Source organism: Salinicola sp. CR57, from assembly GCF_003206585.1.
Taxonomy (GTDB): domain Bacteria; phylum Pseudomonadota; class Gammaproteobacteria; order Pseudomonadales; family Halomonadaceae; genus Salinicola; species Salinicola lusitanus.
In genome coordinates this window covers 441,817-468,466 of the sequence record NZ_PZJL01000001.1, presented here as the reverse complement: position 1 = coordinate 468,466, position 26,650 = coordinate 441,817, and the positions used below count along the sequence as shown (strand labels likewise).

25 protein-coding genes are annotated in these 26,650 nt (G+C 66.6%); 8 read left to right on the top strand and 17 right to left on the bottom strand.

Features of this window, described 5'->3' with window-relative positions; genetic code table 11:
- Positions 1-43 precede the first annotated feature (43 nt).
- Entirely contained in the window at positions 44-706 is a 663-nt protein-coding gene (gene gmk / locus DOM56_RS02175; RefSeq protein ID WP_110707284.1) for a guanylate kinase, read from the bottom strand.
- 173 nt (positions 707-879) lie between these two features.
- Here gmk and DOM56_RS02170 point away from each other — a divergent pair, with 173 nt between their 5' ends.
- Together DOM56_RS02170 and pyrC are read left to right on the top strand one after the other, a co-directional pair.
- Positions 880-2,088, top strand: coding sequence for an MFS transporter (locus tag DOM56_RS02170; protein ID WP_110707283.1), 1,209 nt, complete (start codon positions 880-882; stop codon positions 2,086-2,088).
- 68 nt (positions 2,089-2,156) lie between these two features.
- On the top strand, positions 2,157-3,206 hold the full coding sequence (pyrC, locus tag DOM56_RS02165; RefSeq protein ID WP_110707282.1) for a dihydroorotase: 1,050 nt from the start codon (positions 2,157-2,159) through the stop codon (positions 3,204-3,206).
- A gap of 95 nt (positions 3,207-3,301) precedes the next feature.
- Here pyrC and DOM56_RS02160 read toward each other — a convergent pair whose 3' ends face one another.
- The 4 genes from DOM56_RS02160 to DOM56_RS02145 all read right to left on the bottom strand — a co-directional run bounded on the left by DOM56_RS02160 (position 3,302) and on the right by DOM56_RS02145 (position 8,816).
- Entirely contained in the window at positions 3,302-5,410 is a 2,109-nt protein-coding gene (locus DOM56_RS02160) for a TonB-dependent siderophore receptor (RefSeq protein ID WP_232822137.1), read from the bottom strand.
- Between the two features lie 24 nt (positions 5,411-5,434).
- The gene (locus DOM56_RS02155) at positions 5,435-6,634 is read right to left on the bottom strand and encodes an ABC transporter substrate-binding protein (RefSeq protein ID WP_110707281.1); all 1,200 of its coding nucleotides are present in this window, start codon (positions 6,632-6,634) and stop codon (positions 5,435-5,437) included.
- Positions 6,635-6,743: 109 nt separating this feature from the next.
- On the bottom strand, positions 6,744-7,316 hold the full coding sequence (locus tag DOM56_RS02150) for a histidine phosphatase family protein (RefSeq protein WP_110707280.1): 573 nt from the start codon (positions 7,314-7,316) through the stop codon (positions 6,744-6,746).
- Between the two features lie 57 nt (positions 7,317-7,373).
- Positions 7,374-8,816, bottom strand: a complete 1,443-nt coding sequence (locus DOM56_RS02145; protein WP_110707279.1) for an aminotransferase class V-fold PLP-dependent enzyme — start codon at positions 8,814-8,816, stop codon at positions 7,374-7,376.
- Between the two features lie 143 nt (positions 8,817-8,959).
- Here DOM56_RS02145 and DOM56_RS02140 point away from each other — a divergent pair, with 143 nt between their 5' ends.
- A complete protein-coding gene (locus tag DOM56_RS02140; RefSeq protein WP_110707278.1) occupies positions 8,960-9,424 on the top strand; it encodes an Lrp/AsnC family transcriptional regulator in 465 nt (154 codons plus the stop codon).
- Positions 9,425-9,456: 32 nt separating this feature from the next.
- Here the strand turns inward: DOM56_RS02140 and DOM56_RS02135 are convergent, their stop codons facing one another.
- Entirely contained in the window at positions 9,457-10,854 is a 1,398-nt protein-coding gene (locus DOM56_RS02135) for a PLP-dependent aminotransferase family protein (protein ID WP_110707277.1), read from the bottom strand.
- A gap of 127 nt (positions 10,855-10,981) precedes the next feature.
- Here DOM56_RS02135 and DOM56_RS02130 point away from each other — a divergent pair, with 127 nt between their 5' ends.
- Both DOM56_RS02130 and DOM56_RS02125 read left to right on the top strand, forming a co-directional pair.
- Positions 10,982-11,761 carry an alanyl-tRNA editing protein gene (locus DOM56_RS02130; RefSeq protein ID WP_110707276.1) on the top strand — a complete coding sequence of 260 codons (780 nt, stop codon included), beginning with the start codon at positions 10,982-10,984 and terminating at the stop codon, positions 11,759-11,761.
- A complete protein-coding gene (locus DOM56_RS02125) occupies positions 11,761-12,360 on the top strand; it encodes a LysE family translocator (protein WP_110707275.1) in 600 nt (199 codons plus the stop codon). Before DOM56_RS02130 ends, DOM56_RS02125 begins: the two co-directional genes overlap by 1 nt.
- 13 nt (positions 12,361-12,373) lie before the next feature.
- On the opposite strand, the gene nfsA is transcribed toward DOM56_RS02125, so the two are convergent.
- From nfsA to DOM56_RS02110, 3 genes are all read right to left on the bottom strand, one after another.
- Complete coding sequence (gene nfsA, locus DOM56_RS02120) at positions 12,374-13,096, bottom strand: oxygen-insensitive NADPH nitroreductase (protein WP_110707274.1); 723 nt, start codon at positions 13,094-13,096, stop codon at positions 12,374-12,376.
- A gap of 80 nt (positions 13,097-13,176) precedes the next feature.
- On the bottom strand, positions 13,177-13,758 hold the full coding sequence (locus DOM56_RS02115) for a DUF924 family protein (RefSeq protein WP_232822136.1): 582 nt from the start codon (positions 13,756-13,758) through the stop codon (positions 13,177-13,179).
- A 59-nt stretch (positions 13,759-13,817) separates the two neighbouring features.
- Entirely contained in the window at positions 13,818-15,020 is a 1,203-nt protein-coding gene (locus DOM56_RS02110; RefSeq protein ID WP_157958138.1) for an MFS transporter, read from the bottom strand.
- A 206-nt stretch (positions 15,021-15,226) separates the two neighbouring features.
- Here DOM56_RS02110 and DOM56_RS19820 point away from each other — a divergent pair, with 206 nt between their 5' ends.
- The gene (locus tag DOM56_RS19820) at positions 15,227-15,622 is read left to right on the top strand and encodes an RcnB family protein (RefSeq protein WP_198655642.1); all 396 of its coding nucleotides are present in this window, start codon (positions 15,227-15,229) and stop codon (positions 15,620-15,622) included.
- A gap of 124 nt (positions 15,623-15,746) precedes the next feature.
- Positions 15,747-16,694 (top strand): LysR family transcriptional regulator, encoded by a 948-nt coding sequence (locus tag DOM56_RS02100; RefSeq protein ID WP_110707271.1) that lies wholly within the window; start codon positions 15,747-15,749, stop codon positions 16,692-16,694.
- A 39-nt stretch (positions 16,695-16,733) separates the two neighbouring features.
- Here DOM56_RS02100 and DOM56_RS02095 read toward each other — a convergent pair whose 3' ends face one another.
- The 7 genes from DOM56_RS02095 to DOM56_RS02065 all read right to left on the bottom strand — a co-directional run bounded on the left by DOM56_RS02095 (position 16,734) and on the right by DOM56_RS02065 (position 24,337).
- Positions 16,734-17,945 carry an OprD family porin gene (locus tag DOM56_RS02095; protein ID WP_198655641.1) on the bottom strand — a complete coding sequence of 404 codons (1,212 nt, stop codon included), beginning with the start codon at positions 17,943-17,945 and terminating at the stop codon, positions 16,734-16,736.
- A 295-nt stretch (positions 17,946-18,240) separates the two neighbouring features.
- The gene (locus tag DOM56_RS02090; RefSeq protein ID WP_110707270.1) at positions 18,241-19,209 is read right to left on the bottom strand and encodes an alpha/beta hydrolase-fold protein; all 969 of its coding nucleotides are present in this window, start codon (positions 19,207-19,209) and stop codon (positions 18,241-18,243) included.
- Positions 19,210-19,307: 98 nt separating this feature from the next.
- The gene (locus DOM56_RS02085) at positions 19,308-20,681 is read right to left on the bottom strand and encodes a lyase family protein (RefSeq protein ID WP_110707269.1); all 1,374 of its coding nucleotides are present in this window, start codon (positions 20,679-20,681) and stop codon (positions 19,308-19,310) included.
- A gap of 37 nt (positions 20,682-20,718) precedes the next feature.
- Entirely contained in the window at positions 20,719-22,110 is a 1,392-nt protein-coding gene (dcuC, locus tag DOM56_RS02080; RefSeq protein WP_110707268.1) for a C4-dicarboxylate transporter DcuC, read from the bottom strand.
- A gap of 258 nt (positions 22,111-22,368) precedes the next feature.
- Positions 22,369-22,797 carry an organic hydroperoxide resistance protein gene (locus DOM56_RS02075; protein ID WP_110601867.1) on the bottom strand — a complete coding sequence of 143 codons (429 nt, stop codon included), beginning with the start codon at positions 22,795-22,797 and terminating at the stop codon, positions 22,369-22,371.
- A 91-nt stretch (positions 22,798-22,888) separates the two neighbouring features.
- On the bottom strand, positions 22,889-23,338 hold the full coding sequence (locus tag DOM56_RS02070; protein ID WP_110707267.1) for a MarR family transcriptional regulator: 450 nt from the start codon (positions 23,336-23,338) through the stop codon (positions 22,889-22,891).
- A gap of 36 nt (positions 23,339-23,374) precedes the next feature.
- Entirely contained in the window at positions 23,375-24,337 is a 963-nt protein-coding gene (locus tag DOM56_RS02065) for a LysR family transcriptional regulator (protein ID WP_110707576.1), read from the bottom strand.
- Between the two features lie 185 nt (positions 24,338-24,522).
- On the opposite strand from DOM56_RS02065, the gene DOM56_RS02060 reads away from it, so the two are divergent.
- Positions 24,523-25,596: an SDR family oxidoreductase gene (locus tag DOM56_RS02060; protein WP_110707266.1), complete on the top strand. Its 1,074-nt coding sequence runs from the start codon at positions 24,523-24,525 to the stop codon at positions 25,594-25,596.
- 154 nt (positions 25,597-25,750) lie between these two features.
- Here DOM56_RS02060 and DOM56_RS02055 read toward each other — a convergent pair whose 3' ends face one another.
- The gene (locus DOM56_RS02055) at positions 25,751-26,590 is read right to left on the bottom strand and encodes an inositol monophosphatase (RefSeq protein ID WP_110707265.1); all 840 of its coding nucleotides are present in this window, start codon (positions 26,588-26,590) and stop codon (positions 25,751-25,753) included.
- Positions 26,591-26,650: the final 60 nt, after the last annotated feature.

Here is a 26,650-nt window from a genome sequence, read left to right as displayed (position 1 = left end):
GACGAGAGTACGTCATGACCGGCAGGTGCACGCCGATGACGGTTCAGTCGATGCCGTTCAGCAGCTCGTGGAGCAGCGTCGCATGACGTGCCTGCATCTTGTCGAGACGCGACCGGCGCGCATGGACGATGCACTCGAGCTCGGTCAGGGCGTGCTCGAAAGTGTCGTTGATGACGACATGTTCGTACTCGTCGAAATGCGACATCTCGCTGACCGCATCGCGCATGCGCCGTTCGATCACCGCCTCGTCGTCGGTCCCGCGCCCGGCAAGCCGCTCCCTCAGCGCTTCCCGCGATGGCGGCAGGATGAAGATCGACTCGGCCTCCGGCGCCTGTTCGCGAACCTGCCGAGCCCCCTGCCAGTCGATCTCCAGAATCACGTCCTCGCCCACCGCGAGTCGCTTCTCGACTTCGACTCTCGAGGTGCCGTAGTGGCGGTCGAAGACCCAGGCGTGCTCGAAGAATTCGCCGCGTTCGACCATTGCCTCGAACTCGGGCTGGGCGACGAAGTGGTAGTTGACGCCGTCCTGCTCGCCGGGGCGCATCGCCCGCGTGGTATGAGAAACCGAGACGCCGATGCCCGCGTTGCGCTGGAGCAGGGCTCGGACCAGGCTGGTCTTGCCGGCACCGGATGGCGCGGAAATGATATAGAGCGTGCCGACTGCCGGTGCGGCGGTGGCGTGCGATGAGGAAGTACTTTGCGACATGGCGAGACGGCCGTGAGGAAGTGCGTGAAGCGGCTCAGTATGCCATGAATCGAAGCGATTGGGGCGGCCCGGCGGGTTCGGTCGTGCGCTAGAATGGTGGCGTTCGGCGAGTCTCGCCTGGCGTTCGAGATCCCCCGACGATGCCCAACCCGATTCCACTCCGAAGGAGTTCCATGGCCTCTTCACAACCTGCGGCGGCCGGCAGCCCGGTCGCCTTCATCGGTGCCGCGTTCGCCTTCGTGCTCACCATGATCGGCACCACCATGCCGACGCCGCTCTATCCAATCTATCAGCAGCAGTTCGGTTTCTCCCAACTGACGATCACGATCATCTTCGCGGTCTACGCCGCCGGCGTGATGGGCGCGTTGCTGCTGACCGGACGCTGGTCGGACCAGCTGGGACGGCGCCCGATGCTGTTCGCCGGCCTGGCCGCGTCGGCGTTGAGCGACCTGGTGTTCTGGCATGCCGGCGGTCTCGGCATGATCCTGGTTGGTCGCGTGCTGTCCGGTATCTCGGCCGGCATCTTCACCGGTACCGCCACCGTCGCGGTCATGGAGCTGGTGCCCGAGGCCTGGAAGCGGGCCGGCCCGCTGGTCGCCACCGCGGCCAACATGGGCGGGCTGGGGCTGGGGCCGATGCTGGCCGGGGTACTGGTGGTGGCGTTCCCGATGCCGCTGGTCCTTCCCTACGTCGTCCACCTGGCCCTGGTCGTGCTGGCCGTGCTCTGCCTGTGGCGGGCGCCCGAGACGGTGGAGCGCCCGGCGCGGATTCGGCTGAGCGTGCAGCGGCTCGGTGTGCCCGAAGGGGTTCGCGGCATTTTCATTCCCGCAGCGATCGCCGCTTTTGCCGGCTTCATGGTGTGTGGGTTCGCGACCTCGGTGACGCCGGCTTTTCTCGGCAAGGAGCTTGGCCATCACAACCCGGCGCTGATCGGCTTCGTGGCCGGACTGCTCTTCATCGCCTCCACCGCGGGGCAGATCCTGCAGGGCAGGCTGCCGGCCGCGCGCCGCCTGCCGATCGGCTGCGGCATCCTGCTGATCGGCGTGCTGTCGATCGCCTGGGGTATCGGCGCGAAAACGCTGACGGGATTCATCATCGGCCCCATCGTCGCCGGCATCGGCCAGGGCATCGCCTTCCGTGCCGGGTTGGGCGCCATCGCGGCGGCAAGTCCGTCGGCGCAGAAGGCTTCGGTGGTGTCGACCTTCTTCGTGGTGGCTTACGTGGCCATCTCGCTGCCCGTGATCGGTATCGGCGTGGTCGCCTCCTTCATCAGTCTGCAGCTGACCGGGCTGCTGTTCGCGCTGCTGGTGGCACTGCTCTGTTGCGTGGCGCTGGGCCTGCTGCTGCGCCCGTCCCGACGGCAGCGCTCGGCATCACCCTGATCCGCCCCTCTCTCGGCGCTCTGGTATCATGAGCGCCGATTCGTTCCACCGACTGCCAGGAGCCCCCGATGACCGCCGCGCCCGATACGCTTACCCTCCGCCGCCCCGACGACTGGCACTTGCACTTCCGTGACGGCGAGGTCATGCAGACCGTGGTGCCCTACACGAGCCGGACCTTTGCCCGTGCTATCGTGATGCCCAATCTGGTGCCGCCGGTGACCACCATCGAGGCGGCCAGTGCTTACCGTGAGCGGATCGTGGCGGCAGTTCCCGCCGGTCACGACTTCACCCCGCTGATGACCTGCTATCTCAACGAGAGCGTCTCCCGCGAGACGCTGGAGCGCGGCCACGCGGACGGCCTGTTCACCGCCGCCAAGCTCTACCCGGCCAACGCCACCACCAACTCCCAGCACGGCGTCAAGCACATTGCCGACGTCTATCCGCTACTGGAAGTGATGCAGCGGATCGGCATGCCGCTGCTGGTTCATGGTGAAGTGACGCGTGGCGAGATCGATATCTTCGATCGCGAGAAGGTCTTCATCGACGAGGTAATGACCGACATTCGCCGCCAGTTCCCGGCGCTCAAGGTGGTGTTCGAGCACATCACCACCCGGGACGCCGCCCAGTTCGTGCTGGAAGGCGACGAATTCCTGGGCGCCACGCTGACCCCCCAGCACCTGGCCCAGAACCGCAACGACATGCTGGTCGGCGGCATTCGCCCGCATCTCTACTGCCTGCCGATCCTCAAGCGACAGGAGCATCAGCAGGCGCTGCGCCAGGCCGTGGCCAGCGGCCATCCGCGCTTCTTCCTCGGCACCGATTCCGCCCCCCACGTCACCGCCGCCAAGGAGACGTCCTGCGGCTGCGCCGGGGTGTTCAATGCCGAGGCTGCGCTGTCGGTCTATGCCGACGTGTTCGAGCAGGAGGGGGCGCTCGAGCACTTCGAAGCCTTCTGTTCCGAGAACGGCCCGCGGTTCTACGGCCTGCCGCTGAACGAGGGCACGGTCACCCTGACCCGGCAGCCGACCCCGGTGGCCGAATCGGTAGGTGAAGGCGACAACACCTTCGTCCCCTATCGGGCCGGAGAGTCGCTGAGCTGGAAGACGACGCTGAACTGATCGACGCTTCCCGCGTCACGCAGGCATTAACGTAACGGCTCGCTGGCTTGACGCCGGCGGGCCGTTCGCTTGTCTGGCGTGGACTCGGCAACGCACTAGAACGTCACGCTGGCCTGCAGCGTGACTTCCAGCGGTTCGCCGACCACCACCCGGGTGTCGCCGACGCTGGAGGGGTAGTAGGTGGTATCGAACAGGTTCTTCACGTTCAACTGCAGATGGGTGTTGTCGCCCAGCCAGCCGTTGTCCCAGGCGATGAAGGCGTCGGCGACGGTGTAGTCGTCGAGGCTGAAGCTGTTGTCGGCATCGTCCTCGCGACTGCCGACGTAGCGCACCCCGCCGCCGACTCGCCAGCGGCCGTAGTCGGGATCGAGCCCCAGCTCTCGGGCCAGCAGCAGCGAAGCGGTGTGCCGTGCCACGTTGGGCAGCTCGTTGCCCGCCGTGCCGCCGTCGGCGTCCTCGAGTACCTCGGCATCGGTATAGGCGTAGTTGGCGAGAATCGACAGCCGGTCGGTCAATTCTCCCTGGGCGGAGAACTCGATCCCTTTGGAACGGCTCTTGCCGATGGCCCGCGAGACGTCGTTGTCGCTGACGACGACGTTCTCCTTGGTGATCTCGAAGTAGGCCAGCGAAGCCTGCAAGCGGTCGGCCAGGAAGCTGCGCTTGATCCCCGCTTCCCAGCCGCGACCCTCCTCCGGGTCGAAGCGCTGGCCGGATTCGGCATCGGGTTCGTTGGGCACGAACGATTCGCTATAGCTGGCGTAGAGCGAGGTCTGTGGCGTCAGCCTGTAGAGCAGGCTGGCGTGGGGCAGGAAGATGTTGTCCTGGGTGTCGGTCTCGACCACGAACGGGCGGCTCCGGCCGCCATACAGCTCGGTATGCTGAAAACGCCCGCCCAGACCGAGAATCCAGCGTTCGCCCAGATGGAGGTTGTCGTCGAAGTAGGCGCCGGTGGTGTTGATCTCGTGAAGGCGGCGGCTGCTGTCTTCGAGATAGGTGGCGCCGTCCAACGTCAGATCGCCGTGATTCGGATGGTAGATCGAGATCGTGTCGGTGGCGCCGCGATAACGGTCGGCCAGGTAATCGCGGCGGCGTTCGTGATCGATGCCGACGGTCATCTCGTGGCGAACGCCGGCCAGTTCGACATCGCCGAGCAGCTCGGCGGCGGTATAGATCACGCGCCGCTCGAAGCCGTGATTGGCATCGGCGCGCCGTCTGGCGTTGCCATCCTCGTCGACGCTCAGCACCCGGAGCTGGCCGTCGTCGTATTGACGCCGGTTCCAGCCGTAGCTCAAGCGGCTGGTCCAGGCGCTGCTCAGATCCTGCTCCCAGCGCGCGGTGAACGACTGATCGTGGCCGGTGACCCGCGACCACGCCTCGTCGAAGCGGCGCTTGCGCGGCACGTCGACGGGATCGCCGTCGACGAAGGCGGTGCCGCGATCCAGGGTCAGGTCGTAATCGCGATACTCATAGGCGAACCACAGCCGGGTGTCGTCGTCCTCCCAGCTCAGCGAAGGCGCCACCACGGTCTGGCGGTTGCTGCCGAAGTCGCGCCAGTAATCCTTGTCCTGCTGGCCGACGATGAACCGGAACGCCGCGCCGCTGTCGCCCAGCGGACCGGTGACGTCGACGCTGGCATCGCCGCCGCCGAAAGAGGTGCCCTTGCCGCTGATGGTGCGCGCCCACTCGTATTGCGGCTTCTTGCTGACGATGTTGACCACCCCGCCGGGCTCCTGGATGCCGTAACGAAACGAGCTCGGCCCCTTGAGCACTTCGATCCGTTCGGTAGTGAACAGCGGAAAGGTATTGCGCGGCTGGCGGATGCCGTCGCGCAGGATCGAGCCGTCGCTGTTGCTGCCGAACCCGCGCTTGATGAAGCTCGCTTCGGTGCCGCCCATGGTGTTGCCCTGGGTGATGCCGTTGACGTAGCCCATGGCGTCGGTCAACGAATCGGCACCGATGTCCTCGAGCATCCGGGCGCTGACCTGGTCGACCGTGCGCGCCTGGCTCAGGAAGTCGGTGGCGCGACCGGTGACCATGCTGGAGGGGCCTGGGCGATAGGCGTCGTCGACCGGCGCCGCCGATGTCGCCTTGACGACCAGCGGATCGAGGGTCGTGGCGCTGGTCTCGGTGGCCTGCGCCGCAGGGAGGTACAGCACGGCCATCGCCAGCGCGGAGCGTCGGCAGAGTCTGGGGGTGATACGCATGATGGGGTTCCCGGGGTGATCTCGTTATCGCGGGTCTCGAGACCCGTCGTTGGTATTGCCGTTCTCAGATGGGTTGCCGGCGTAGGTCGCCTGGAAGGTGCCGCTGGCATCGATCGGCATGAACCGGCGATAGAGCGACTCCAGCGTCTCTTCGGGGTCGAGCGCCGCGCACTGGCGAGGATGCAGCCAGCCGGCGATGGCCTGCAGCGCGACCACCGAGAACGGCCCCTGGTGGTAGCCGTGCCAGAGCGCATGAAAGCCGCCATCGTTGACCGCCGACAGCGCCGGCCAACCCGGGCGACGGGCCACGACATCGGCCATGTCGCGCTGGGTGTCGCTCTCCTCGACGCCGAAGCCGGCGCGAACCGAACCGCCTTTTGGCCACTGCGCGGCAGTGGCGATGATGACGTCGGGGTCGTGGGCCAGAATGAGTTCTGGATTGAGCACGTTCTCGGTGCCGGGACTCATGCCGGCGGCGATGTTGTCGCCCCGCGCGTAAGCCACCAGATCGGCGAGGCCGGAGTCGAAGTTGCTGCGGCAGCAGTCGACCCTGAGCCCGGGGGCGATATCGATCAGCACGCTGGGTCGCCGGGTGACGGTAGCGAGACAGTCGTCGACCGCGGCCTGCTCGGTCTCGAGCTGCTGGATCAACGCGGTGGCGCGGGATTCCGCGCCCAGGGCGCGGCCCAGCAGACGCAACGATGGGACGGTGTCCGCCAGCGGATGCTCGCGGAAGTCGACGAACAGGATCGGTATTCGTAGCGCCTCCAGCTGCGCCCGCAGCGGCGATGTCTGCAGCTCGCGATAGCGCGAGACATCGGCGACGATCAGGTCCGGATCGAGGGTGATCAGCGCTTCGGCGCCTAGCATGGCGTTGTTCGCCGTCCCCGGCGCCGGCAGGTCGGCAAGGGCGGGCAAGGCTGCTGTCAATCGCGACTGGGCCACCGGGTCGAAGCTCTCGAGCGAGCCGCGCCAGCCGCTCATCCGCGAGACGGGATCGGGCAACAGGGCAGCGAGGGCGAACAGGTGGCGCGGGTTGTCGAGGAAGATGCGCTGCGGCGGCGCCAGCAGCGTGAGCTCCTGGCCGGCCAGGTCGGTCAAGGTGACGGGGAAGGCCGCGATCGGGTCGGTACGCTCCGCCGCCAGTGCGGTCGTCGACCACAGCAGCGCAGAGCCGATCGCGATGATGGCCAGGCCCAGCCGGCTGGCGAAAAGCGCTCGCATCGTTCTTCTTCTATTTGATTAAAGATAATCATTATCATTGTTATTCATGACACGGTCAACGCGGCGCCAGCCACCGTGTCACCCTGGCCGTCGCATCGGAGAGCCTGGGCTATGACCGGCTAACCGAATCCAGGTGAGCTCTCGCGAGGGGCTCGATCGTCCACTGCGTGGTGCCCATGGGAGCGATCCACAACGGAATCGCGTTGGCCGAGCGTGGCCCCGCCGGGCTGCCGTGGGTCAGCCCGCGCACGGCGCGAACCAGCCCCGAATGCCCGACGATCAGCGGCGTGTCGGCCTCCTCGAGCAGGGCGTTGAGGGTGGTGGCGATGCGCGCCACGAACGTCTCCCAGGATTCGCCGCCAACGGGCGTGCTCAGGTAGGGAACGGTATCGGGGATCGTCTGGCCCTCCAGCTCGCCCCAGTGGCGCTCCATCAGCCCGTCGACGACCCGATCCGGGGCGCGGCCCAGGGCCAGCTCGGCGGTACGATAGGCGCGCTGCAGCGGGCTCGACACCGTCAGCGACCAGTCGACATCGCCGAGCAACGCCCGGGCGCGCCGCGCCTCGTCTTCTCCCTGCGGGGTCAGTGCCACGTCGTGCTGGCCGCCGATTCGTCGTTCGAGATTGCGGGTGCTCTGGCCGTGGCGCAGAAAGACGAAGGGGCGACGGATCAGGGTGGGCATGGCGATGGGCTCCAGCGCATCAGCAAAGCGACCATCTTACCCGGCCCGGTGCGGCTGTCATCCCCCGGCGGCGTCGACCCGGAAGCGCGCGGTGACCGGATCGGCGCGATAGTGGCGGGCCCAGGCCGCTGCCTCCCGCGCCAGAGTCTGAACGCCGTCGAGGATGCGCTCCACCTGGGCGTCGTCGTGCAGAACGTTCAGGCTCAGCCGTATCCAGCCGGGCTTCTCGAGCTCGTGGCCCTGGCCCAACCGCTCGACCAGCGCTTCGGAGGCCGCGGCATCGATGCCGAGCAGGCGATGGGCGTAGGGGCCGGCGCAGGCGCAGCCACCACGAGCCTGGATGCCGTAGACGTCGGACAGCATGCGGGTGAAGAGCTGGTGATGGATCAGGTTGCCGGCATCGTCGCGCACTCGGAAGGAGAAGATCGGCAGCGCTGGCACGTCCTGGCGGCCCAGCAGTTCCAGGCGCGGTTCGTCTGCCCAGCGGGCGAGCGCGCGTCGGCGCAATTCGGCATCGCGCCGGGCGATTTCGGGCAGCCCGATGGCCTCCTTGACCAGCAGCGCCAGCGCGGCACGAATGTCGCCGACCACATTGGGGGTGCCGCTCTCCTCGCGGGCTTCGAGACGGCTGTTGTAGTGGTGTGTCCAGGGCGAGACGAAGCTGACCGTGCCGCCGCCGGGCAGCGACGGTGTGCGGCGGTGAACGAGCGTGTCGCGGACCACCATGACGCCGGAAGCCCCGGGTCCGCCGGCGAACTTGTGCGGCGAGAAGACGATGGCGTCCTTACGGCAGTCCGGCGCGGGCGCCATGTCCATCGCCAGGTAGGGGCCGCCGCCGGCGTAATCCCACACCGCCAAGGCGCCGTGGCGTTTGAGGCGCCGGGTGATGTCGTCGACGTCGCTGACGATCCCGGTGACGTTGGAGGCGGCCGAGAAGGCGCCGACGATCAGGTCGCTGCCGGCGACGGTATCCAGCGCCCGCTCCAGCGCCACGGTGTCCGGCCCCCCGGCGGCGCCCTCGGGAATCTCCACCAGCACGGCGCCGCTCTCCCGCCACGGCAGGAGGTTCGAGTGATGCTCGTAGGGACCGATCAGCACGCTGACCCGCTCGCCACGCCGCACGCGGGCGGCGATATCGAGCAGCGCCACGATCCGGTTGATGCCGGCGGTGGCGCCGCTGCCGCTGAACACCACGTGGCAATCCTCGGCGTTGAGCGCCCGCGTGATCAGTGCCCGTGCCTCCTGGCGCAGCCGGGTCATGGCCTGCCCGCAGTGCGAGGCCACGGTGTGCGAGTTGGCGTAGAACGGCAGGATCTCTTCACTAATGAAGCGCTCGACTTGGCGCAGCGCTCGGCCGGAGGCGACGTAATCGGCGTAGAGCAATCGCCGTTCGCCGAAGGGGGTGACGAACGGCATGTCGTTGCCGATCAAACCTTCCCGCAGCCGGGCAAGCAGATCCGGTCCGGACAGGGAGCGGCGAAAATCGGCGAGCGTCGTCATGGCGGCACCTTGGTGTGGGAAGAGGAGGACGTGGAGAGGGGGAGCACGAGCCTCCACCGCGTCCGGCTATGATATCCCGACGTTGACAGGTAAATTTCTCGATATGACCTGTAAATCAATCATCACATGAGTGTTTTGACACCATGAGCGACGCCAAATTGGATCATTTCAACCTCACCATCCTGCGCACGCTGCAGCAGCGTCCCGGTCTCCCCCAGCGTGAGCTGGCGGAGCGCGTCAATCTTTCCCAGAACGCCTGCTGGCGGCGGATCAGGCAGCTCGAAGAGGCGGGCGTGATCGAGGCGCGGCGGCTGGTGCTGAGCCGTCAGGCGCTCGGTTTCGGGCTGGTGGTGTTCTCCATGATTCGCACTCGCAGCCACTCGCGGACCTGGCTGGCGGCGTTTCGCGAACATGTGCTGAGGATTCCCGAAGTGATCGACTTCTACCGTATCGGTGGCGATTACGACTACATGCTCAAGATCGTGACGCGGGACATCGGCGCCTTCGATCTGATCTATCAGCGCCTGATCGACGGCTTCGAGATCGACACCGTGACCTCCTACTTCGCCATGGAGGCGCTGGCGGAGAGCCGCCCGCTGCCGGTGTGACGATGACTCACGACCGGGCTGCGGTCAGTGTTTCAAACCGTCTGCCACAGCATCGGATCCGGATCGCCCAGCGTCGTGGCGATGACCTGCAGGGCGTGTTCCAGCGCTTCGCGGCTCTCGGCGGCACTGATGCAGACACGAATCGCCTGGGGGGCGCTGACGCTACCGAGGCAGAAGCTTTCCGCCGTGCTGACGTTGACCCCTTGCGCCTGGAGCTGGCCCACCACATGGCTGGTACGCAACTCGCCCGGCAGTGCCAGCCACAGATAGAAACCGCCGCGATGCCCGCGCGGGGAGAACTCGCCCAGCCTTTCCATCGCGCGGTCGAAGCGCCACTCGAGCTCTTCGCGCTGCCACTGCAGCAGTGAATCGGCGTCGCCGCTCTCGATCCAGCGGCAGACCAGCGAGGCCATCAATGGCGGCGGCATCCAGCTCTGCGCCCGCAGCGCTGCCGTCAGTCGCCCGTGCAACAGCGGTGGCGCGCGCATGGCACCGACGCGCAGGCCACCGCCGAGCAGCTTGGCCACCGAGAACAGCGTGACCGTGCACTCGGGGGCCAATCGATAGAGCGGTGTCACCGGCTCGTCATCGAGCTGGGGATGGATGTCATCCTCGATCAGCCAGAACTGTCGCTCCCGGGCCAGGGCGACCAGCGCGTGGCGCCGTGCCTCGCTCAGCCTCGCGGTGGTGGGGTTGTGGCAGTCCGGCATGACATAGAGCGCGCGGAACGGCTGCTGCTCGAAAGCACGCGCCAGCGCATCGATGTCGATCCCTGCCTCGTCGTGGGCGATCGCCACGCTCTTCAGCGATAGCTGCTGCAATCCGCTGATCAGGCCCGGATAGGTCAGCCGTTCCGCCGCCAGCCGCTCACCGGGAGAGAGCAGGGCGCTGAGGCTCAGGAAGATGCCGTGCATGCCACCCTGATTGATCACCAGCTCGTCCGCGGGAACCGGGCGTCCGAGTGTGGTCAGCCAGCCGGCGATGACTTCCCGCTGCCAGGTCAGGCCCGCTTCCGGCTGATAATCGATGGCCGCCCGCAGCAGTTCGGGGTCGTGCTGGATCGACTGCATCGCCCGCGCCAGCGATGCCTCGCGCTGCGGATGGGGGGGCGGCAGCGACAGGCTGAGATCGACGATGCCGCTGTCCGGCGCGGCGCGACGGACATGATCGAAAGCCGGATGGGGGGCTCCGGTGCCGCGCACATAGGTGCCGCTGCCGACCCGGGCGGTGACGATCCCGCGCTGTTCGGCGAGGGCGTAGGCGCGAGTCACGGTTCCGACGGTGACGCCGAGGGCATCCGCCAGGCGTCTTTGCGGTGGCAGCTTGGCGCCCGCCACCAGTTCGCCGCTGGCGGTGGCGTTGGCGATGGCATCGGCCAGTTCGCGGTAGCGCGGACCTTGACCGGGTAGAGCGGGTATCCAGATTGTCATGGTGACAAAAATCGAGTTGACCGGGAAATTAGGCGGTTTATGCTCGAATTGTTCGGTCTTTTGGCCGCAAAGTCAACAAATTGTACCCATTCAATTTCTGAGGAACGACTTCCTCGAGAGGTGTCCGATGTCTACCGCACTGACGTTTCGCGAACTCCCTTACGCCCGCGAGAGCCTGGCGACCGTGTTGGCAACGACAGGGGCCATTGGCGAGGGTGGTGTGGTAGCGAATAGCATGGTCATTACGGATGCCACACTGTTCTACCCCCATGGCGGCGGCCAGCCGGGGGACCAGGGCGTGTTCATCACCGCCGACGGCCGCACGCTGAAGGTGCTCGACACGCGCAAGGGCGACAACGGGCAGGTCCATCATCTGCTCGATCCGGCCCACGGGCTGGAGGCGGGGCAGAGCGTCACCCAGCAGATCGACTGGGAGCGGCGCTATGCCCACATGCGCATGCACACCGCGCTGCATCTGCTCTCCGTCATCGTTCCCCACGGGGTCACCGGCGGCAGCATCGGTGCCGAGCGTGGCCGGCTCGACTTCGACCTGGGCGAGGCCAGCTTCGACAAGGACGAGCTGAGCGAGCGGCTCAACGCCCTGATCGCTGCCGACTATCCTGTCACCAGCGAGTGGATCAGCGAGGCGGAGCTCGACGCCCATCCCGAACTGGTGAAAACGATGTCGGTGGCGCCGCCCCGCGATGCGGGAGCCATCCGCATGGTGCGCATCGGCGACGTCGACTACCAACCCTGTGGCGGCACCCACGTCGCCTCGACCTCGGAGATCGGTCCGATCCAGGTCGCCAGCATCAAGAATCGCGGTGCGCGCAACCGCCGCTTCACCCTGACCTGGGCCGAGCCGGCGATTCCGGCGCCACGCACTGCCGCAGGGGGGAGCCGGTGATGTCACTGACCTGGTGGTTCTCGGTGGCGCTGTTTTCGATCTCGATGACCGGTACGCCTGGCCCCAACAACGTGATGCTGACGGCCTCCGGCGCGCTCTACGGCTATCGCCGCACGCTGCCGCACATCTTCGGCATCATGGCCGGCTGCTTCGTGCTGTTCATGGCGGTGGCGCTGGGGCTCGGCGTGCTGTTCGAGCGTTTTCCGGTGATCCAGCAAGGGCTCAGGATCGTCGGCGCCGTTTATCTGCTCTATCTGGCGTGGAAGATTGCCAAGGCACCACCGCCGAACCTGGCTGCCAGGGAGGGTGCCAAGCCGCTGACGGCCTGGCAGGCGGCCGTGTTCCAGTTCGTCAATCCCAAGGCCTGGGTCATGGGGATCGCGCTGATCGCCGGCTTCATGCCCGCCGACGGCCCGCTTCTCGCCAATGCGCTGGTGCTGTCGGCGTTCATGGAGGTCGTCGGCTTCTTCTGTATCTCGTGCTGGGCCGGGTTCGGCATGGCGCTCGGCCGGCTGCTCAAGACGCCGCGCGCCTGGCGCATCTTCAATGGCGCGATGGGGCTCGCCACGGCAGCCTGCGTGGGGTTCATCGTGACGTGAGGTCTGCCCGGGATTAGTGCGTCGCCCAGCCTTGACTGTGCAGGTAGTCCAGAATGAACGGCCGGGTCTCCTTGATGATCATCCGCTGGATCATCGCGCTCCAGGTCTCGGTGCGCTGCTGGCTGTCGCGCTGCTGATAGTAGCGCGTGATCTGATCGTCGTAATCGGCCAGCACGGCCGGGTCGATCTTCCGGTAGCGGTTCTCGTGGACCAGCATCGCCTGGGGCAGGCGCGGTTTGAGGTCGGGTTCGGCCTTCGGCCAGCCGATACAGAAGCCGAACAGCGGCAGCACGAACTTCGGCAGTTCCAGCAGCTCGGTCACGCTGGCGATGTTGTCGCGCAGCCCGCCGATGAAGACGCCGCCCAGCCCCAGCGACTCCGCTGCCACCATGGCGTTCTGCGCCATCAGCGCCGTATCCACGCAGCCCACCAGCAGTTGCTCGGCGCGCCCCAGCTGCGCTTCCGGACAGACCTGCCGGTGGCGGTTGAAATCGGCGCAGAACACCCAGAACTCCGCCGCCTGCGCGACCCATGGCTGGCCGCCAGTGAGTTCGACGAGCTGGTCACGCAGGCGGGTGTCGGTGACGCGGACGATCGAGGAGCACTGCAGGAAGCTGGAGGTCGAGGCGGATTGCGCGGCGGCGAGGATCGCTTCACGCTGGTCATCGCTGATCGGTTGGTCGGTGAAGGCGCGAATCGAGCGATGGCTGCGCAACAGGTCGATGGTCGGCGTCATGGATTGGCTCCGGATGAATGTCAGGGCCGCATGATCGCCCGTTTGCAGTCCGAAAAGAAAGTTCGCCTGCTTATTTTCTGCTAGAAGGCCGACCCCGGCTGGCGCAGGAACGCGACCTCCTCTGGCGTCGACTCCCGCCCCAGAATGGCATTGCGATGCGGATAACGGCCGAAGCGCTCGATGATCTCGCGGTGACGGTGCTCGTAGTCGAGCTGCGTCTCCATGCCGGGAACGTCGAACAGCGCGACCGCACGGGCATGGATCGCCAGCGACTCGCTGTGCATGAACGGCATGTAGGCGAAGATGCGCTGCGCGACGGGCAGCTCGGCATCCTCCCCGCGGGCAATCAGCTCCTGGGCCAGCGCCAGGGCCAGCGGGTCCTGGGCGAAGGCGCCCGGGGTGTCGCGATGAACGTTGCGCGAGAACTGGTCCAGCACGATGATCTCCGCCAGTCGGCCGGCCGGCGTCTCGCGCCACGGCCAGCATTCGCAATGCGCGGCGGCGGCCAGGGTGTCACCGAAGCGCTCGGCGATGGTGCGGTCGAGATCGGCGTCCTTGCGGAACCACTCCTTGGGGGTCAGCGTCTCGAACCAGAAGTCGAGAACCTGGTGCGGCGTGGCGATGGTCATGAAGTCGGTCTCCGGGCCGGCGGATGGTGGCATCGAGTCCAGCAGCTTATCGCACTGCGGCCCGGGGCAATAACCGGTGGGCAGCGCGAAGGTCAGGTTGGCACCAGCGCCCGGTCGCGTCGACGGATCTGCCAGGCGAAGCCGAAGCCGACCGGCAGCACGGCGACGGCGGCGAGCGCCAGGGTCGGCGTGGTGCCGGACAGCGCGATGATCCCGCCGCCGACGGCGGTGCCCAGCGACTGTCCGGTGAAGAAGGCGGTGGCGAACAGCGATACCGCCGCGCCACGCCGCTCCGGCGCCATCTGGGTGGCAGTGGTCTGCAGCGTGTTGTGGAGCATGTAGAAGCCCAGCCCGAACAGGTAGCAGCCGATGACGCCGACGCCGGGTTCCGGTTTCAGGCAGATGGCAGCCAGCGCGATCGCGATCAGCACGCAGCCCAGCTGGCACAGTCCGCTCTCGCCGAGTTTCGGCACCAGCCGCCGCGCCAGCAGGGCGAAACTCAAGCCTCCGAGGGCGAACACCGCCAGGATCAGCCCGGCCTCGGTCAGCGGCAGCCCTCCGACGACATGAAGGTGACTGGCGACGAAGGCGAAACCGCAGAATACCGCGGCGCCTTCGCAGAACACCGCGACCAGCACCACCCTCGGCCAGGACTTCTGCAGTACATAGCGCAGGCTCACGCCGAGCGACTCCGGCTTGCGCCCCTGGGGTCGTTCGTGACGCCCGGCGCGGTACCACAGCAGCCCGCTGGCGGCGGCGAACAGCAAGGTGTAGACCAGAAACGGCCACTGCCACCAATCCTGCTCCGCGGCCAGCCCGCCGAACGTCTGGCCGCAGGCAAGCCCGCAGATCTGGCCGATCAGAAAGCGCGCCAGAACCGCCTGGCGCTGCTCGTAGGGAACGTTGTCGCCGATCCACGCCATCGCCAGCGGGATGACCGCCGCACACCCCACCCCCGCCAGCATGCGCGCCGCGATCAGTGTCGCCAGCGTCCCCGACAGCGCACAGAGCAGGCTGGCCACGGCGGCGAGCAGCGAGAACAGCGAGATCACGCGCAGCTTGCCGTAGCGATCACCGCTGGGGCCCAGCACCAGCTGCAGGCAGCCGTAGACGATGGCGAAGGCGGTGATGGCCCAGGAGGCAGCGCTCAGGGTGGTGGTGTAGACCTCGGCGAGGCGCGGCAGCATCGGATCGAGGATTCGCTGGGTGGCGGAGGCGCAGAAGGCGGTCATCGCCAGCAGAACGATGGTGGGCCAGGGCGTGGGCGCTGCGGAGGGGGAGGTGGTCGCTGACACGGGCGGCAAGTCCGGGTGAAGGGTGAGGATATCTGCGATATTAGCATGCTAAGTGAGATTCGCCGCCGTTCGCGGTTGGACTCTCCTGCATGACACCCGCGTCGCCGGGGCAGTCAGGCAGAATGCACAATTCGTGAACACTGTTTTCTTATTGGCCTTTCATGCTGGAAAAATCTCGCCATCGACGGCCATGAGAGGAGAGTCCCATGAAACACCGTATCGTCACTGCCGGTGTCCTGATCGCCGCGCTGAGTACCGCCGGCATTGCCCAGGCCCACCCGGGGGGCGGCCCCGGCCACGGCCCTGGAGGGCCGCCGGGCCACGCGCGCCAGCATGACCGCCACCACGGGCCGGCTCACCACCATCATCACCACGACCATCATCACCACGACCGGGAGCGCCACCGGGCGCTGCGGGCGTGGCACCCCGGCGGGCGGATCGCCGATCGCTACTACCACGACGACCGCTACTGGGTGCGCGACTGGCATGCACGGCATTTGCGGGAACCGCCACGCGGGCATCGCTGGTTGAACATCGACGGCGATTACGTACTTGCCGCGGTCGCCACCGGCGTGATCACGGCGATCATTCTGAACCATTGATCACGGCTGCCGCTCCGTTCTGGCCGCCCGATGCGTCGTCACCGGCTTTGACCAAAGCGGCAGTGTCTCTCTCTGGGCTTCTGGTAGGCTCGTCGATCCGATAGCCTGGCAAAGTCGACTTCCCATGAACCTCAAGGCGCTCCGACTGTTCCGATTGACCGTGCTGCACGGCTCGCTGTCGGCGGCGGCGCAGGCGGCCAACCTGAGCCAGCCCGCCGCCAGTCGGTTGATCGCCTCGCTGGAGGCGGAACTCAAGCTGACGCTGTTCGAGCGTACCCACCAGAAGCTGCTGCTGACCCAGGAAGGGGAACGCTTCTACCGCGAGGCCGAGCATATCCTCAACGGGGTCGAGGAGATTCCCACCATCGCCGGCGAGATCCGCCAGCAGACGGTCGAGGCGTTGCGCATCATCACCTCCGCCCCCATCGGCGCCACACTGCTGCCGGCGGCGATCGCCGACCTGCGCGAGCGCTGCCGCGAGCTCAACTGCAAGATCGATATCGGCAGCCGGTTCGATGTCGAGCGCCAGGTCGGGTCGCGGCGCTACAACGTCGGCCTGCTGTCGCTGCCGGTGGAGAACACCATCGTCGAGCTGGCGGTGGAGCCTCTGCTGCAGGCGACCACCCAGGTGCTGATGCCGGCCGACCATCCGCTGGCAACCCTCGAGCAGGTGCCGGTCGAGGCGCTGCTGGAGTCACCTTTCGTCACCCTCAAGCCGCAACAGATCTGGCGTCAGCGACTGGAGCGGCTGTTCGACGGAGTCGGGCGCAAGCCCCGGATCGCGCTGGAAGTCGGTTCGACGCAGCTGGTACCGCGCTTCGTCGAGGCCGGCTTCGGGCTGGGGCTGCTCGATCTGGCCTGTTGCGGTGCCGCTGTCGGATCGGGAGCAGGGATGGCCGGCACGGTGATGCGGCCGATCACGCCTGCCACCGAGCTGACCTATGCCTGCATTTTGCCGCCGGCGGGGCAGCGCCCCATCGCACGGCGCTTCATCGAAACCTTGCGCGAGACGCTCGAGGCGCGCGGCCGGCAGGACCGCGCGTTCCGTGACGGTGTCACCCTGCTCCCCTGAGTCGGAAAGGGCTGCCTGGCGGTGACGGGGTCGGCCGCGTCAGAGCTTCAGGGTATAGCCGAGCAGGATGCGGTTTTCGTTGGCGTCGCGGGTGAAGTTGGCGCGGCGTGAGGCGTTGCGCCAGCGCAGCGACAGCCCCTCGAACATGCCCCCCTGGACGATGTACTCGATATCGACATCCCGCTCCCACTCCCGCGCCTCGCCGTCGAAGCCGCGGACGCTGGCCTGGTCGCCGGTCGCATACCGGAGCATGAAGGTCAGCCCAGGCAGGCCGAGATCGCTGAAGTCGTAGTCGTAGCGGGCGTGCCAGACCCGCTCGCCGGTCTCGGTGAAGTTGCTGATCTGGTACTGGGAGAACAGGTAGACGTTGGTACCGCTCAGGTAGGTGAAGGGGGTATCGCCGAACTGGGACTGGTAGCCGCCACTAAAGGTATGGGCGCCCAGCCGATAGCGCAGCCGCGTGCTGACGGCGCGGTTGTCCACCTCGCCGGCCTCGGCGGCGCCCTGCTCGCTGGCGTCGAAATAGCGTATATCGGCGCCCAGCCGCCCCGAGCCGAGATCGATGCCGTCGCTCAGCCCCACATAGTGCTGGCGGTAGATATCCTCCAGCTGCGCATAGTGATAGCCGAGGCGGGCGCGCTTGCCGAGATGGTACTCCCCGCCGACGAACTGGAAGCGGTTACTGGTGGCCCTGCCGTAGGCGCCGCTCTTGCGATTCAGCGCCATCGGCTCGTGCTCTGTCTCGTCGCGCTGGCGGGTGCGGTTGAGCTGGCCTGCCGTCAGCTCCAGGCCCTCGATGTCGGTGGAGGTGATCTGGGTGCCGAGGAACGACTGCGTGAACAGCCGGCTGGCATTGGGCCGCAGCGACGGCAGGCTCGGCTCGAGATAGCCGTAGCGCAAGATGCTCTCACCGGCGCGGATCTTGGCGGTGGCGCCGAACTTGGTGTAGTCGTCCTCGGCACGCCCATCGTCATCGATCTTCAGCAGGCCGGTGCCGGAACGGGACGGGCTCGAGTCGAGCTTCACGCCCAGCATGCTGATGGTGTCGACGCCGAACCCGATCGGGCCCTCGGTGAAGCCGGAGTCGGCCCGGAACAGAAAGCCCTGGGCCCACTCCTCGCGCTTGTTGTTGTCCCGGTTGCCCTCGAGGTAGTCGCGGGTGATGAAGTAGTTCTTGAGTTCCAGCGAGGCGGTGCTGTCCGCCAGGAAATCGGCCTGGGCCGGGGTGGCGAGGGCCAGGGTCAATGCCACAGTGCCGGCGCCCGCGAAAGTCGTTATCGATAAAGGCGTCTTTATCGACAGAGGCGAGCGTGCGTGTGCGAATCGGGATCGCCGGGACATGTGGCGGTGGCATGGCGTGATCATGGTGAACTCCTGTCGTTTTTCATGTTGTGGGGAGCTTCTGGAAATGGTCGGGAGCTGCTGGCGCGGCCGCTCGAGGCTCGACGCTGGCCCTCGAGCGGACGCAGGTTCCCTGCCTCGCCCGCTGAGCGGACGAGGGGTAGTGATCGAAAGGGCGAAAGGCGAGTATCGGAAAGACGAAAGCCTAGTCAGGCGTGCTCTCCGGCGCGGTCTCCGGGGTCACGACATCGAAGGTGCCATCGCGCTCGAAGGCGGCGAACTGCTTGGCGGCGAAGGGCGCGATGCCGGCGTTGTCGTGGCCGACACCGGGCACGGTCTGGAACGCCCAGTGGAAGTCGAAGCCGTAGCGGTTGGCCTTCTGCTCGGCGGTTTTGTAGTAGACCCAGGCTCGCTCGACCCGGTTGTTGCCCTGGGCCATCGCCTGATAGCTTCGGCGCAGATACTTGTGCCAGGGATCGGTGTCCTCGGCGCCGACCGTCACCAGCAGGTTGAGGCCGGCAAGCTGGCGCTGGGCATCACGATCGACTGCGACCGGCGTATCCTTGAGTCCGTAGGGCCACTCGTTGTCGGTATCGGGCAGCGTCCACCAGCCCGCCGCCGAGCAGATCGCCGCCTGGATTCGCGACTGTGGCACGAAGGTCAGCATGCGGTGGACGAACTGACAGCCGGCGCTGTGGCCGAACAGGTAGTAGCGCTGGCGCTCGGTCTGGCCGGACTGCTCGAGATCGCTGAAGAGATCGTCGATGACGGTGTAGGACCACGCCTCGGGCGGGTTGGGCTGGCCATCTTTCGCGACCAGATTGCCCAGGTTGTAGCCGGCGACGCCGGGATAGTCCTGCTTGGAGAAACGTGGCACCACGATGGTGAAGCCGTATTCGTCGGCGGCCTTGATCCAGGCGTCGCGATAATCCTCGGCGTTGCGCTTGAGGCCGGTCAGCACGAACACGATCGGTGTCTTGGCATCGGCCCCCTTGGGCACGTAGCTGGCCACCTCGATCTGGCGCTGGCTCTGCGGCAGGGTGAAGGTCGATTCATGGCTGCCCGTGGCCAGGGGTGGGGCGGTCTGGGGCGTCTGTGACTGTGCCAGCGGCGACAGGGCGAGGCCGCCCAGCGCGAGCAGGAGGCCGAGATAGCGTCTTGGTGTTGTTGGCATGATCCTTCCTCTTTTTCTTGTCGATGCGTTCTTGTCGATGCGGCGTTGTGCCACCGATGCGCTTGGCGCATCGGTGGGGTGGTTCTCATTCCGGGCTGTCAGCGCGCCGACGTGGGTATTTCCGTGAGTTCCCGAGCCAGGCGTGCGGCGAGGTCGCGGGCGGAGGCGGCCATCGTCAGCGCGATCTGGCGGCTCTGGCCGGTGTAGTGCTCGGGGCTGAGCGCACGTTCGAGCGCGTCCCGGTCGCCATAGTGGCGGCGCACGGTGTCGTCCTCGAACAGCGCCTCGGCAAAGGTGCGAGCCCCGTCGCGACTGGCGACGATGGCGTCATGGACGAGGTCATGGGCGCGCTGGCGGCCGACCTCGTCGCTCAGTTCGAGCATGATGTGTTCGGACATCAGCGGTGTGGCGTTCGCCATCAGGATCTCGCGCATCCGCTCGGGGTGGGGGACCAGTCGGGTCAGCAGCGTGCGCTGGGTGGCGGCAACGCGATAGGCGAGCGCACCGGCCTGGTCGAGCAGTTTGTAGAGGCGGAAGTTGCACGACGCATCGCCCTCGTGGGAGGGGCGCGCGGTCTCCAGCGCCGGTGCCACCAGACTGCGCAGCTCGCCGGCCTCGGCCAGCAGGTTGACGGCATACTTGGGGTTGAACTTGTGCGGCATGGTGCTGCTGCCGACCACCTCCTCGCCCTGGTTCTCGCTGACCTCCTCGAACTCGTTGGCCATCAGCGTGTAGAGCTCCTGGCCCAGGCGCTCGCAGCCGGCGGCGTAGAGCCCCAGCGTGGTGATGTACTCGACCAGGCCGTCGACGGCGGCGCGGGAGTGGACCCGCGACACGCCGAGGCCGAGCCGGGCGGCCAGCGCATGGGCCAGTGCCTGCCCCTCGTCGCCGTAGCTGTGCATGGCGCCGCTGGCGCCGCCGAAGGTGAGCACGAAGGCGCGGAACTCGACCGACTCCAGCCGCTCGACGTTGCGCTCCAGCTCCTCGATCCAGCCGGCGACCTTGTAGCCGAAGGTGATCGGCAGGGCGTGGCGGCGATTGGTGCGAGAGACGCAGGGCCACTCGGCGCCGCGCTCGGCGAGATCCGCCAGACACTCGAGCTGGGCCGCGAGCTGCGCCTTGAGCCAGCGATGCGAGCGTGCGAGCTGCAGCATCTTGCCGGTGAGGATGATGTTCTGGGTGGTGGCACCGAGGTGGACATAGCCGCCGGCATCGCCGTTGCAGCGCGCGGCCAGCGCCCGCACCAGCGACATCACCGGCGACAGGGTGCGTTCGATATCCGCCGCCAGCGCCTCGCGGTCGAGCTGGTCGAGGGTCGCGCAGCGCGCGATCTCGGCGGCGGCGGCGGCAGGGATCATGCCCCGCTCGGCCTGGGTCAGGGCCAGCGCACGCTCGACCTCCAGCCATGCCTGCCAGGTGGCGTCACGCGAGAAGATAGGGTCGGTCGACTCGGGAAGCGGGTCGGTCTTCATGTGGGGTTCCTTGGTCCGGTTCCTGGGCGATCGGGGATCAATTGACGCCGACGAACAGCGCGGTATAGACGAACAGCACCACCAGGCCGCCGATCAGCGGAATCGCGGTGCGCTTGACGATATCGATGGGCGAGCAGCCGGCGGCCTCGCTGACCGCGATGATCACCCCCGAGACCGGCGACAATGAGCGCGCGATCCCGGCGGTGAACTGCAGCGGCAGCAGCAGGGCCACCGGGCCAGCGGCCGTGGCGGCAGCGACGTTGGGGGCCAGGCCGGCGAAGGAGAAAAATGCCGCGTTGCCGGAGCCGGTGAGAATCGCGGTCACCGCCACCAGCAGACAGGTGACCAGGGTCATGCCGAACAGGCCGAAACCCGCACCTTGGGCGGCGCCGATCATGAAGTCGATGGCGCCGATGGCGGTGAGCCCGGCGGCGAAGAACTCGGCACAGATGATCAGCGAGATGATCGAGGAGAACATCTGGCCCATTCCCTGGAAGAAGGTCATGAAGCCCTTGAACACCGCCTGAAGCTCGCGACGCTTGCGCACCATCTCGCAGAACAGGCCCAGCACCGCACCGATGATCATCGCCGTCACCACGCCGATCTCGATCTGATGGATCAACAGCTTGCTGAAGACCAGGATCAGCGTCAGCGGCAGGATCGGCAGCAGCGCGTAGAAGCCGGGCACGCGCTGGGCCTCCGTCTCGCCATCGGCGATGGCATGGGCGGTCGGATCGGGGTCGACCACGTGGCCGCTGCGGCGATCGAAATACTTGGCGCTGAAATAGGTCAGCACGCAGATCACCGGCACGATGAACAGCGACGCCGGAATCTGGTACTGGGCGAAGTAGATCGCCACATCCATGTTGGCGGTATGCGCCGCCAGGTTGGCGGTGCCGGACGCCGGCCCCAGGTCGAGCACCGAGGTCATGCCGATCATCGCCGCGGCAGAAGCCTTGCTGACGCCGAGGCGTACCAGCGTCGGGTAGAGCGTGACCAGCAGCAGCATGGCCAGCCCCGCCGCGCTGGGGATGAAGATATTGAGCACCTGGCCCACCGCATAGCCGAGCGCCAGCACCAGGTAGGGCGCACGCATCCGGGCCAGCGGCCGGGTGCCGATATTGACCATCGCCTGGGTGGCGCCGATATGGTCCATGTACTTGGCGAAGCCGCCAGCGGCCATGATGATCAGCCCCAGCCCGGCCAGGCGGTAGGACATGATCTGGTGGATGAACTCGAAGATATCGAAGCCGGCCCAGCCGCTGGTCTGGGTCTCCTTGAACAGGATCGACTGGGCGGGGAAGAACAGCGCCGTGGCGACGAACAGGGCCAGACCGGCCAGCAGCAGCACGGTCTGCGGTTGGTATTTCTTGATGACCAGCGTGCCGGCAAAAGCCGTTACCGCCATGGCGATGAGAAACGCGACCATGATCGAATCCCTTGGTTGTTGGAGTCGACACGGTAGTCAGCGGCGACGGCGCGAGACTATTGCGTTGTTGCTATGTCCGCATCGCGTTTTTGCATGATCCTGTAAGAATTTGATTTTAGAAGTTTTTATAGATTGCTAAAAAGTGGCGGTAGGGGTCGCTACGACCAAAGCACGACGCCCCGCCCCCTTTGCCAAGGGGGCGGGGCGCAGGGATGGGAGCACCCGTATTAGGCGAGCGTCGGCGCTGCCGACACCGGCTCAGACCTCGACGTTGAGCGTCACGTCGATATTGCCGCGGGTGGCGTTGGAGTAGGGGCAGACCTGATGGGCCTTCTCCACCAGCGCTTCGGCCTGCTCGCGTTCCATGCCCGGCAGCTTCACCGTCAGCGTGGCTTCGATGCCGAAGCCGTCACCCTTGGGGCCGATGCCGACTTCACCCTGGATCCGGGTGTCTTCGGGCAGCTTGGCCTTCTCTTTCGAGGCGACCAGCTTGAGCGCGCCGATGAAGCAGGCGGAGTAGCCAGCGGCGAACAGCTGCTCGGGGTTGGTGCCGTCGCCGCCGGCGCCGCCCAGCTCCTTGGGGGTCGACAGCTTGAGGTCGATGGCACCATCGGCGGCGGTGGCACGGCCGTCGCGGCCGCCAGTGACGGTGGCTTCGGCACGGTAGAGGACTTTATCGAGTGACATGGAACTGCTCCTTCGGGTTAAAGATCGTCAACGATTGAATCGCACACGATCTATTGGGCTAAAAAAGGTCTGCGCCAATCGTGCAAACGCTTCACTGAGTGTCGAGCCGCTGGCGCAGCTCGTGCAGGGCATCGCGCAGTTCGGCGGCCTCCTCCGGCGTGCACTGGCCCGCGCAGCCGGCGGCATGCGGGACCGACTTGGCCCGCTCCCGGAGCGCACGGCCCTTTTCGGTCAAGGCGATCTCCACCTGGCGTTCGTCCTGTCGCGAGCGCTGGCGCGTGACCAGACCGGCCGCTGCCAGGCGCTTCAGCAGTGGCGTCAGCGTGGCCGAATCCAGATACAGATGTTCGCCGATCTCCGATACCGTCTGCCGGTCCCGCTGCCACAGCACCAGCATGGTCAGGTACTGGGGATAGGTCAGCTCGAGCTCGCGAAGCAGGCCGCGGTAGAGCTTGTTCATCGCCAGTTGCGTCGAATAGAGCGCGAAGCAGAGCTGCGATTCGAGCGTCAGGGCGTTGTCGGTGTCATCGGGTGTCGTCATGCAGCTAAGATAGATCGCGCACGATTCAATCGCTAATTAGCTTTGTCTATGGTCGTTCGAGAGGCCGCCTATGCCTTCACGCCACCGGTCCCATGCCGGCCGTGGCGCCAGCGATTCGCGTAGATAGTCGAGAAACGCCCGCACCTTGCGCGTTCGCAGGCGGCGCTCGGTGGTCAGCACGTGAATGTCGCGGCGGCCGGGCATCACCTCGCCACGCCACGCCTCCAGCAGCGGCACCAGCTCCCCGCGCGCAAGCGCATCGCCGATCAGCCAGGTGGGAAACAGCACCAGCCCCTGCCCCAGCAAGGCGGCGCGCAGCAGGCTCTCGGCATCGTTGCTGTAGAGATTGCCGCTGACCTCGAACGGGGTCGAGCCGCTCTGGTCCGGCGCCTGGAAATACCAGCGCTGGCGGCCCATCTCGCCCTGGTAGAGCAGGCAGTTGTGATCGGCCAGCGCCTCGGGGGTCCGGGGTTCACCGTGCGCTTCGACATAGCTCGGTGCGGCGGCCACCACGTAGTTCATCGGTGCCAGGCGGCGTGCCACCAGCGAGGAGTCGGCCAGATCGCCGACCCGAAAGGTGATGTCCTGACCCTCTCGCACCGGGTCGACGACCTGGTCGCTCAGCTGCAGTTCGGCGGTGATGCCTGAATGTTGGCGCTGAAAAGCATGCAGCAGCGGCACGATCTGGCGCTGGCCGAAGGCGACGGGGGCATTGATGCGCAGCACGCCGCTGGGCTCGGCGTCGGGGTAGGCCAGCGCCTCCGTGGCGAGATCGAGCCGTTCCAGAATCTCACGGATCTCCTCGTAGTAGCGCCAGCCCGCGTCGGTGAGCGCGACGGCGCGGGTGTGCCGGTAGAGCAACGGCTGGCCGAGCGCCTCTTCCAGCCCGCGAATCTGACGTGAGACCGAGGAGACCGCGCGGTGAAAATGCCGGGCGGCGGCGGTGAAGCTGCCGGTCGCGGCGACGCGCTCGAAGACGCGCAGGGCATTGAGGTCCAGCGCGTTGAGATCCATCGCATGGCGGGTTTTTGGCCTGTCCGTCATCGAGTTGCGCCTCATGCAATAAAGATTTGTGATGCTTTCGATTGTAGCAACGAACAGGCGCTATCAGACTGCGTTCATCGATCCGGCGCACCCCGGATCTTCCTGACTCGACGCCCTGACTCGAAAGGAGGTCATCGACCATGCGTAAAGGAACTGCACTCGTCGTCGGCGCGACCGGCATCACCGGCGGCAATCTGGCGTCTTATCTGGTCGCCAGCGGCTGGACCGTCTACGGCCTGTCACGTCGTGCCACCGAGCAGAGCGGCGTGATTCCCGTCGCCGCCGACCTGCTGGACCCGCCCGCCACCGAGCAGGCGCTGGCCGGCCTGCCGATCACCCACGTCTTCTACTGCACCTGGATTCGCCGCGACAACGAGAAGGCCAACGTCGAAGCCAACAGCCAGATGATGCGCAACCTGTTCGCCGCGCTCGAAGCGGCGCCGCTCGCGCATGCCTCTCTGGTCACTGGCACCAAGCAGTATCTGGGCTCGTTCGAGGCCTACGGCAGCGGGCGGATCGAGACGCCGTTCCGCGAATCCGAGCCGCGCGTCCCCGGCGATAACTTCTACTACGCGCTGGAAGACGTGCTGTTCGAGGCCGCCGAGCGCCAGGGTTTTGCCTGGAACGTGCATCGCCCGCACACCGTGATCGGTTATGCCCGCGGCAACGCCATGAACATGGGCACGACACTGGCGGTCTACGCTTCGATCTGCCGCGAGACCGGACGACCCTTCATATTCCCCGGCTCTCAGACCCAGTGGAACGCGCTGACCGACATGACCGATGCGCTGGTGCTGGCACGTCAGATGGCGTGGGCGGCGACCACGCCGGGCGCGGCCAATCAGGCCTTCAACACCGTCAACGGAGACGTGTTCCGCTGGCGCCGGATGTGGCGCGAGATCGGTGAGTATTTTGGTCTAGACAGTCAGGGGCCCGAAGCCTCGGACGATCCGGAGACGATGCAGCCGCTGGAGAAGCAGATGGCCGGTGCCGAATCGATCTGGCGCGAGATCGCCGCCAAGCACGATCTGGTCGAGCCGGACGTCGCCAAGCTCGCCTCCTGGTGGCACACCGATGCCGATCTCGGCCGCGACCAGGAGTGCGTCAACGACACCACCAAGTCCCGCGACTTCGGCTTCGATCACTTCCGTGAAACGCGAGCAGCCTTCTTCGACCTGTTCGATCGTCTGCGCGCCGAGAAGATCATTCCCTGATCCGGCCTAGGTGATCATTTTTTGATCGGCCGCGGGTCTTTATCGATGGCTAGACGTTGTCGACGACAGGTCCGTTTCGATGAAAGCAAGAAAACCGGCGCCTTCTCGGCGCCGGTTTTCGTCGTCATGGATGGTTAAAACGCGCAGGCACTTTTTAGCCCAGAAAGCTGAACTTCTCGCGCAGCTGCTCCCAACGCGCCCGCGAGCTGGCCGCCAGCACCGTGCCCTGATGAATCGTCGGCTGGTAGGGCGTGCCATCGAGCAGTGCCGAATAACCGCCGGCTTCGGCGTGAATCATCAGCCCGGCGGCGTGATCCCACGGCATCAGCTTGCCGGTGAGCATGAAGTCGACGAAGCCGAACGCCATGGTGCGATATTCGTGGCAGGCGCAACCGAACGCCATCATGCGCTGGAAGTCGGGGAAGGTCGCCGCCAGCTGATACTGCTGCGGCTTGGGGAACAGCCGGATCGAGGTCGAGCCGACCATCTCGTCGAACTTGTCGGTATCCGAGACCTGCAGCCGGCGCTGGGTGCCGTCGGGGCGGCCGAACCAGGCACCCTCGCCGTGGCGCGCGACGATCCAGTCATCCGCCATGGGGTCGTAGAGCAGCCCGAAGATCGTCTCGCCGAAGCTGGTGGCGGCCAGGATCACGCCGAACTGGTTGAGCCCGCGGGCGAAGTTCCAGGTGCCGTCGACCGGGTCGATGATCAGTGCGAGCTCGGCGCCGGCGATATCATCGAGATTGGCGCTGCCATCGGCCACCGCCTCCTCGCCGATCACTGTCGCCTCCGGCAGCAGCTCGCGAATCGCCGCCGTCATCATCCGCTCCGCCCCCTGGTCGGCATCGGTGACCAGATCGTCCGGCGCGCTCTTCGAGCGGATCGCGTCTTCGGAGAGGTTGCGAAAACGCGGCAGGATCTCGGTCTTGGCGGCGTCGCGCACGATCTCGATCAACTGCTGTTGCTGCTCGAGGCTGATGGCTCTGGCGGGCATGCGAATCTCCTGGGTCGTGGGTCTCGTCTCTAGGGTAACCGATTCCGGCGGCCCGGTTCG